Source organism: Neptuniibacter caesariensis (assembly GCF_000153345.1).
Lineage (GTDB): Bacteria > Pseudomonadota > Gammaproteobacteria > Pseudomonadales > Balneatricaceae > Neptuniibacter > Neptuniibacter caesariensis.
The window spans coordinates 142,700-151,307 of the sequence record NZ_CH724126.1 but is presented as its reverse complement, the minus strand read 5'-3'; the positions used below and the strand labels follow the sequence as shown (position 1 = coordinate 151,307).

Below are 8,608 nucleotides of genomic sequence, written 5' to 3'. Positions count from 1 at the left end.
CCGCCCAAGAGTTCACATCGACGGCGGTGTTTGGCACCTCGATGTCGGCTCATCACATCCTGGGGCTGAAGCCGGTCCCAAGGGTATGGCTGTTCGCCATTTAAAGTGGTACGCGAGCTGGGTTTAGAACGTCGTGAGACAGTTCGGTCCCTATCTGCCGTGGGCGTTTGAGATTTGAGAAGAGTTGCTCCTAGTACGAGAGGACCGGAGTGAACGAACCTCTGGTGTACCGGTTGTGATGCCAATTGCATTGCCGGGTAGCTACGTTCGGACGGGATAACCGCTGAAAGCATCTAAGCGGGAAGCCTCCTTCAAGATGAGATCTCACTGGGAACTTGATTCCCCTAAAGGGCCGTTTAAGACTAAGACGTTGATAGGCTGGGTGTGGAAGCGTTGTGAGGCGTTGAGCTAACCAGTACTAATTGCCCGTGAGGCTTGACCATATAACGCCAAAGGTGTTTGGAAGATAATTTGTGGTTTAGTTAGTAAGAACGATAGAGAGTAACGAATTAGCGCAGTACGAAAAGCTACAGTCATAGAGCTCTAAATCAAAGATAAGAAGAATCAGATCCGAGTTGTAACAGTTTTGCTTGGCGACCATAGAGTTGTGGAACCACCTGATCCCATACCGAACTCAGACGTGAAACGCAGCATCGCCGATGGTAGTGTGGGGCTTCCCCATGTGAGAGTAGGTCATCGCCAAGCATTTAATTACGAGAAACCCCTATCGCTGACGCGGTAGGGGTTTTTTCGTTATGGTTGGAAAGCAGGCTGAAAGATCCAGGAACTGCTAGGATCAGCTAAAAGCAGCCAGACTCAGCGAAAGGCACTACACTGATCCCGCCTTTATCCGCCTTTATCCGCCTTTATCCGCCTTTATCCGCCTTTATCCGCCTTTATCCGCCTTTATCCACACTTCAACCTCCTTCTTCCGACCGAAATTCCGGTTTTGTCATACCTTTGTATTGTGCAAGCGCGTAAAATAGCCCCTATTTAATGTATATGTATTCAAGGGGACGCAAATGTCCAACAAACTGATGGCTGACAAGAAGGTTCTGATTGTCGGCATTGCTAACGATAAGAGTATTGCTTACGGTTGTGCGAAGAAGCTTAAAGAGCAAGGTGCTGAGCTGGCAATTACTTACCTTAATGAAAAGGCGGAACGCTTTGTACGTCCTTTAGCCGACGAGCTTGATGCGAGCATTGTTATGCCTCTTGATGTCACAGTTCCAGGGCAAATGGATGCGGTGTTTGCTGAGATCGAGAAGCAGTGGGGGGAATTAGATGGTTTGATTCACTCTCTGGCGTTTTGCCCGATTGATGATCTTCATGCTCCTATTTCAGAATGTTCTCGCGAAGGCTTCCTGCAGGCTATGGACGTGTCCTGTTACTCTTTTATTGAGATGGCCGCGAAAGCTAAGGGCTTGATGCCAAAAGGTGGTTCACTGATTAACTTTTCCTATTTAGGTAGTGCTCTCGCTACCGGCGACTATAACATCATGGGCTGTGCTAAGGCGTCTCTGGAAGCCGCTACGCGTTACCTGGCTCGTGATCTGGGTCCTAAGCATATTCGAGTTAATTGTATCTCTCCTGGTACCATCGCAACCCGTGCGGCAGGGGGAATAAAGGATTTTGATGCGATGCTCGACTACAACAAACAAAAGGCTGTAGATCATCAACTACCGACAACGGAAGAAGTGGGTGGTGCTGCTCTGTACTATCTGAGCGACCTCTCTCGAGGTGTTACTGGCACAACTCACTATGTCGATCATGGTGTTTGTATTGTTGGCTAGTTGATAACTCTGTTGTACCTGTTAGCCAAATGTATGAGACCCAAGTGTAAATCCGCTTGGGTTTTTTATTATCTCACCAAAAACAACATGATACGGTGATTATTTCATCTGAATTCTGTTAAGTTATCTGATATTCGGCCGAAAATATCTTCAAGCCTTGTTCTTAATCATGAATGTTTGCTGAATTGATTGAAACGATTGTTTAGGACCGGTAAATTTGTAGGCTATCAACCGCACATGGTTCAGGAGTGTTACGTTTGCTTTCGATGTTTCGCAAAAAGTCTGCGACTAAAGGCCTGACATCTGTTGTTTTGACAGGGGATGGTGTGTCTCTTGCTCATATTAAAAACGCAGCGCTGCAACCTGAATTAGACGCCTGTTTCCATATTCCCACCGCTAATCCGCTCAAAGAGCCTAAAAAGATCGGCGATGCTGTTTCTGAGCAGGGGCTCGCAGGCAGTCAGGCTGTCATAGTATTGCCTGAAGGCAGCTACCAAGTACTATTGGTTGAGAAGCCTGATGTGCCAAATGAAGAGCTAGCTGAAGCTTTACGCTGGCGTATCAAGGACATGGTCAGTTTCGATATCGAAACGGCAGTCATTGATTTTGTAGAACTCCCCGATGATGCGTATCGTGGCCGTTCTAGCATGGTTTATGCGGTAGTTGCCCAGCAAGACAATGTTGATGAGTTAACCGATTGGTGTGAAGAGATCGGTTTAGAGCCAGCGATCGTTGATGTACCCGAGTTCGCGTTATTAAATCTCACGGAAGATCTGGCTGACTCTGAAGCTGGGTTGGCGATTTTTTATATTGGTGGAACAGCAAGCTCTATTAACCTGCTCTCAGATCAGGCTTTGTATTTTACTCGTAATCTGGCTTATCACCGTAACTCCCCGCCTGAGAATGCTTCAGGGGCGGTGTTAGAGTTACAGCGTTCGCTCGATTACTATGAAAGTCAGGTAGGTAAACCCCCTTGTGTTCGTCTGGCTGTCATGCCGCTTCAGGAAGACGATGCCCCTTTGATGAATGAACTGCGATATAACCTTGCGCTTGATATTCATTCCTTAAACCTGGATAACCTGATTGAATCTTCAGTAGAACTGACACCTGAACTGCAGAGTAAAACGACATTAGCTATCGCAGCTGCACTTCGCTCTGATTCTCAACGGCAAGAGGTGAAGTGATGAAGCAACGAATTAACCTCTATAACCCGAATAAACCGAAGGAAAAGTTCGACCTATTAAGCTTATCCGGAAGTGTGACGGTCTTTGCTGCCATTACTATTCTGATGCTGATAGCTGGAGCAGGGCTGACTTTCTACGCAGATAGTCAACAACGTGAGTTTGATCGTTTACAGGCCTTGAAAACTGATTTGGATGCGCAAGTCTCGGCAGAGCAAGCCCGATTCCAGAATTTACGGGTTAATCCTGAAATCGTTGCCGAACAGGAACGTATCAAAGCAGAGATTAATAGCCGTAAACAGCTGCAAACGCTTTTGTATAAAGTCCAACCGGAGCAATCGGTGTCTTTTTCTGAATATCTTTATGGTCTTTCCGAATCCTCCTTAGAGAGTAGTTGGTTAAGTGCTTTTGTTTTAGATACAGAAAATAGTTTATTAAAGATGACAGGTTCCGCGGTGAACGGTCCTTCTGTTCCTGAGATGCTTGAAGCGATTGGTAATACTGAAGTTTTCCGTGACATGAGCGTAACGGACTTAAACGTTCAAGCTGTTGATAACGGGGTCAGCTTTACAGCGACTGCGGAGTTACGACGCTATGAGTAAACGATTCCAGAACTGGTCAGCTAAGTGGCAGGGTTTTAGCCCGCGGGAACGAATTTTACTGCTATTTACCGCTGTGGTTGCACCGGTCGTTCTTATTTTTATATTCCTTCTTGAGCCTGCTTTGATTACTTTACAGAAAACTCCGGCCAAGATTGAAACCCTCCAAACTGAGATTAATAGTCAACAACGGGTGTTGGATTTGCTTCGCGGACAGCAAGTAAAAGATCCGAACGTAGCGGCCCGCGCTGAGCTTAAGAAACTGCGTACACAACTCTCTGATGTCAATAATGAAATTCGTCGTGCGGCAACTAATTTGGTGACCCCGGATCAGATGCTAAGCATGCTACATTCTGTACTGGCTGATGATCAGGGCATTAAACTTGTTTCAGCAAAAAGCCTGGGTGTTGAACCTATGCAACTAGGTGAGCCTGTTGATGAGGAAGGGGCAGAAGCAACTACAGAAACTGCTCAGGCTATTGTTTATGTGCACCCGTTTGAACTGGAATTGGCCGGTACTTATCAGGGCCTCTATGACTACCTGCAGAAAATTGAGCAGTTGGAAGGGGTGTTTTTCTGGGATCTCCTTGAATATGAAGTCGATTCACACCCTGAGGCGGTGATACGAATTAAGGTCCACACCTTAAGCTCGGAAGAGGGGTGGTTAGGTGCATAAGCTTTCTTTGGCGTTTTTACTGATATGTTGTGGGGTTCAGGCTGATACTGAACAACTACCGGCTGACCCTACGCAACCAATAGCGGCCTTTTCCGAGAGTCGTGTAGCTGTTTCCGAAAAGGCAGCTTTCCAGCTCAGCTGGATGATTACGGGTAAGAAAAACAACATGGCCGTCATTAATGGTCAGCGCGTTCAGCAAGGGGATTTTGTGGATGGTGCCGAAGTGGTATCGATCACAAAGAAAGGTGTAACGCTGAATGTTGGAAACGAACAGAAGTTAATATCATTGTCTGAACGAAAGGGATTCAGTAAGACAAAGAGTGGGAAATAAGTCGGACAAAACTATGAAGCATATTTACGGTTTACTTTGGATCGGCTGTGCCGCCCTACTAGCAGGGTGCCAGGGAAACGCTCCGATTGGTGGCAAGACCACTCAAGAAGTTGGTGTGGCTGCCCTTGAGGATGCGATCCAGAATAATCAGCAGCGTCAGATCGTTACGCCGCCCCCTATTGCTCCGGCGCTACTACCTCCTCTTAATCTTCAGTCTCCTGCTGCATCTGCGGACGAACGCTTTGATATCACAGCGGAGGCGCTTCCTGCAAAAGACTTCTTTATGGGTTTGGTACAAGGTACAGCCTATAACATGATCGTCCATGAGGCGGTGGGCGGGAATATCTCGCTCGAATTAAAGGATGTATCCGTTGATGAAGTGATGCAGGCAGTCCAGCGTGTTTACGGCTATGAATACAATCGTACCGGTAACCTTTATCAGGTATTGCCAGCATCGCTGCAAACCGAGATCTTCCAGATTAACTATCTGGATATTCAGCGCGATGGCACTTCAGATACTCAGGTCAGTGCCGGTTCTGTTAGTAATTCGGGTGACAATGCCAGCGGTGAAGAGGTGATTGGTACGCGAATCAGTACTAAAACGTCGACCAATTTCTGGGGAGGGTTACAGGAAACGCTAAACACGATTGTGACCGGTGAAGGGCGTAAAGTCGTTGTAACACCTCAGACCGGCGTTGTTGTTGTTCGTGCGCTACCGAGTGAGCTCGCAACTGTACGTGATTATCTGTCCCAGGCTGAACTGATTTTACATCGTCAGGTTGTGATTGAAGCGAAGATTTTGGAAGTGACCCTGAACAATGGTTTTCAGGCGGGGGTTAACTGGTCCATCCTTGGCGAACCCGGTTCGGGTAATACGGCTAATTTCACCCAGTCCTCAGTTGGCTTAACCAATCAGGATGCTATCGGCGGTATTTTTAAGGCAGATTTGAGCATTGGTGATTTCTCAGCAGTGATTGAACTGCTGGGTAGCCAGGGTGATGTTCAGGTGTTATCTAGCCCGCGTGTTTCTACGGTCAATAACCAGAAAGCGGTTATCAAAGTGGGTACGGATGAGTTTTTCGTAACAGAAGTTGAAAACACTACTACGACAGGGACCAGTACTACCACATCGCCAAGTATCGAGTTGACGCCATTCTTCTCAGGTATCGCTCTGGATGTCACACCGCAGATTAGTGCTAATGGTGACATTGTTCTGCATATTCATCCAACGGTATCTGAAGTGGTGGATCAGCAGAAGCAAATCAGCGTAGGTACCGATGATTTCAACATCCCATTGGCGCTAAGCTCGATTCGTGAGTCTGACAGTATTGTGCGTGCTGAAAGTGGTCAGGTGATTGTGATTGGCGGCTTAATGAAGTCTTCTGATTCTGATACACAGGCGAAAACACCTGGCTTGGGAGATATTCCAGGAGTGGGCAATCTGTTTAAGCAGAAGCGCCAGGCCGGTAGCAAAACTGAACTTGTGATTATGCTGCGCCCGGTATTAGCGAATCATGACAATCTGCAGAATGAGCTTAAACGTAGCCTTCGTTCTTTCCAGAATCTACAGTCTTTGCCACCAATGTGAGTGTGGTAAGAGATGTATACTGAACATTTTGGTCTAAAAGAGCTGCCGTTTACGCTGACGCCTAACACGCATTTCTTTCTGAATATGCCAACCCATCATGAAGCGTTAAATCTGATGTTGGTTGCGTTGGCTGGCGGTGATGGCTTTGTAAAAGTTGTGGGCGAGGTGGGCACAGGCAAAACCCTTCTCTGTCGCAAGCTGCTGAATGCTTTAGATGGTGATGAATATGTTACCGCCTATATCCCCAACCCTTATTTAAGTCCGGACGAATTTCGCAAAAGCTTTGCTCAGGAAATTGGTTTGGATGTCAGTGGCCTGGAACACTTTGAGTTGTTAAATGCGATCAATCATAAATTGATCGAACTGGCCCGGGACGATAAAAAAGTGGTGCTTCTGGTCGACGAAGCGCAAGCTATCCCGGAAGAAACCATCGAAGCCCTTCGTCTGCTGACTAACCTCGAGACCGAATCTTCTAAGCTGTTCCAGGTGGTACTCTTTGGTCAGCCTGAACTGGATGAGTTGTTAGGTCAGCAGTCCTTACGTCAGTTGCTGCAACGAATCACCTTTAGCTATGAGTTGAGCCACCTTGATGGCGAAGCGGTCGAACACTACATCGATCAAAGAATACAACGCGCCGGCTTTCAGGGTATGTCACTCTTTAAACGTGATGCGGCGCGCAAGATTGCTAAAGCTTCCGGAGGCACTCCGCGACTGATTAATATCCTTAGTCATAAGGCATTGCTTGCGGCTTATGGTAAAGGCGACCTTAAAGTTGATGGGAAGCATGTTCTTAAAGCGATCGATGATACCCAGGGGATTGCCAAGCCTAAAAACACTCAGCCTCTAACCTGGGGGCTGATCGGCGTGTTAATGTTAACCACCGCGGTGCTGGTTTATCTGGGAGTTAGCCAGTGAGCTTGGTTAATGACATGCTCAGAGATCTTGAGCAGCGCAATGAAAAACCGGCTGAAGTACCGGGTAATCAGCCCAATGTAAAAGCGGCGCAATATGTTGAACAAGAAGAGATTAACCGTGCGCCAAAGTTCGCCCTCTTAGGTGTAGGGCTTGTTGCAGTGGTAGCGGCCATCTGGTTTATCTCTCAAAACTTCGTATCAACGGAGTCTCAGCCTACGATCACGGTTACAGATGGGACTGATGCCGACAAGCGTAAGGTGGTTGTTGAGCCCAAAACGGCCCAGGCTGCTCAACCGGTAATTGCGGAAGTTAAAGCTGAGCAGGAAGCCCAGAATAATGCTGAACCTGAAACCGTGCCTACTCCAGTGGAGAGGACACCGATTGACGCCCTGCCAAGCGTTGCTGCCATTGAACAGATCAAATGGGCGGGAGCCGATTTTGGTGGAGATCTCGTCGTCAGGCTGAGTGGCGAAGCCGATATCCAGGTTGTTAGTCAGCGTGATAATGTCATCGTCATTGGGTTTGATAACGTTAAACTGAAAACGGCGTTGCCTATGATCTCTAGCCCATTGATTCAACGCCTTGATCTGAATAAAGAAGATGATCGAACGCTACTAACCCTCACAACACAGTTGCAGAGTCAGTTCGCCTTCAGAGTACAGCAGAATCCAACAACTTTAGTGTTGGGGGTCATCCCAGATCAGCCGGTTGTGATCAATCAGCCTGAAGAGGAGCCTCAATCTGAAGTTGAGAGCGCCACGTCGGTTGATGAGGTAGCTGAGGTAACAGATGAAAACGAACCTGCCCCTGCATCCTCGGATACGCCTGTATTTGATCAGCCGTTGATAAAGAGTAGAGAACAGCTCCAAGTTACGAGTGTGGAGCCTAAAGAAAATCAGGTTGTAGCGAGTAAGCCAGTCAGTAAAGCAAAAACGCTTTTAACTGATAAGCAAACAGTGACCCGGGCACAACGTTTGATTAATCAGGGTGAGTTAACAAAGGCTGAAGACCTGCTGCGTAGCGCTATCCAGCAGCGGCCTTCAAAGGTCGTTGGGGCCAGAGGGCTATTAGCAACATTGTTATTGTCTACAGGTGATACGGCTGAAGCACAAAGGCTGATTCTACAAAGCAGAGAGTTACATCCCAAGGACAGTGTTCTGAAGAAACTTCAGGCTAGAATCTGGTTAAACGCAGGTCGAAATGCTGAGGCGAGTCAATTGCTTCAGGAGAGCAAACCCGCGATGAGTAAAGACCCTGAGTACTATGAACTCTTAGCAACTGCTTACCAGCAACAGGCGATGCCTGAAGCGACGGCGCGAATCTACTACCAGTTGCTACAGTTGAACAATCAGGTGCCCAGGTGGTGGGTTGGTATGGGGTATGCCCTTGAACAAGCGCAGCGTTACCCTGATGCACGTAATGCCTATCAGAGTGGTGTGCAAATACCCTCTATTGCACCAAGCTTAAAGAATTATGCCCGCCAGCGTATTCAGGCGCTGGCCGGTAGATAGGAGGAAGGGGCTGC

8 protein-coding genes and 1 rRNA gene are annotated in these 8,608 nt (G+C 47.6%); all 9 read left to right on the top strand.

The window, feature by feature from the left end; translation table 11 throughout:
* Nucleotides 1–589 precede the first annotated feature (589 nt).
* A 5S ribosomal RNA gene (gene rrf / locus MED92_RS10430) occupies nt 590–705 on the top strand.
* Nucleotides 706–1,022: 317 nt separating this feature from the next.
* Nucleotides 1,023–1,793, top strand: a complete 771-nt coding sequence (gene fabI / locus MED92_RS10425; RefSeq protein ID WP_007021502.1) for an enoyl-ACP reductase FabI — start codon at nt 1,023–1,025, stop codon at nt 1,791–1,793.
* Between the two features lie 266 nt (nt 1,794–2,059).
* Entirely contained in the window at nt 2,060–2,977 is a 918-nt protein-coding gene (pilM, locus tag MED92_RS10420) for a type IV pilus biogenesis protein PilM (protein WP_007021501.1), read from the top strand.
* Complete coding sequence (locus tag MED92_RS10415) at nt 2,977–3,576, top strand: hypothetical protein (RefSeq protein ID WP_007021500.1); 600 nt, start codon at nt 2,977–2,979, stop codon at nt 3,574–3,576. Before pilM ends, MED92_RS10415 begins: the two co-directional genes overlap by 1 nt.
* A complete protein-coding gene (gene gspM, locus MED92_RS10410) occupies nt 3,569–4,249 on the top strand; it encodes a type II secretion system protein GspM (RefSeq protein WP_007021499.1) in 681 nt (226 codons plus the stop codon). Before MED92_RS10415 ends, gspM begins: the two co-directional genes overlap by 8 nt.
* The gene (locus MED92_RS10405) at nt 4,242–4,580 is read left to right on the top strand and encodes a hypothetical protein (RefSeq protein WP_007021498.1); all 339 of its coding nucleotides are present in this window, start codon (nt 4,242–4,244) and stop codon (nt 4,578–4,580) included. Before gspM ends, MED92_RS10405 begins: the two co-directional genes overlap by 8 nt.
* A 13-nt stretch (nt 4,581–4,593) precedes the next feature.
* Nucleotides 4,594–6,168 (top strand): pilus (MSHA type) biogenesis protein MshL, encoded by a 1,575-nt coding sequence (gene mshL / locus MED92_RS10400; protein WP_007021497.1) that lies wholly within the window; start codon nt 4,594–4,596, stop codon nt 6,166–6,168.
* Between the two features lie 12 nt (nt 6,169–6,180).
* A complete protein-coding gene (locus tag MED92_RS10395; RefSeq protein ID WP_007021496.1) occupies nt 6,181–7,083 on the top strand; it encodes an ExeA family protein in 903 nt (300 codons plus the stop codon).
* A complete protein-coding gene (locus tag MED92_RS10390; protein ID WP_007021495.1) occupies nt 7,080–8,594 on the top strand; it encodes a tetratricopeptide repeat protein in 1,515 nt (504 codons plus the stop codon). The genes MED92_RS10395 and MED92_RS10390 overlap by 4 nt, the downstream gene beginning before the upstream one ends.
* The last annotated feature ends 14 nt before the right edge of the window (nt 8,595–8,608 follow it).

Coding starts and splice junctions, on each gene's coding strand:
- fabI (WP_007021502.1), top strand. CDS start 1,023: ATGTCCAACAAACTGATGGCTGACAAGAAGGTTCTGATTGTCGGCATT.
- pilM (WP_007021501.1), top strand. CDS start 2,060: ATGTTTCGCAAAAAGTCTGCGACTAAAGGCCTGACATCTGTTGTTTTG.
- MED92_RS10415 (WP_007021500.1), top strand. CDS start 2,977: ATGAAGCAACGAATTAACCTCTATAACCCGAATAAACCGAAGGAAAAG.
- gspM (WP_007021499.1), top strand. CDS start 3,569: ATGAGTAAACGATTCCAGAACTGGTCAGCTAAGTGGCAGGGTTTTAGC.
- mshL (WP_007021497.1), top strand. CDS start 4,594: ATGAAGCATATTTACGGTTTACTTTGGATCGGCTGTGCCGCCCTACTA.
- MED92_RS10395 (WP_007021496.1), top strand. CDS start 6,181: ATGTATACTGAACATTTTGGTCTAAAAGAGCTGCCGTTTACGCTGACG.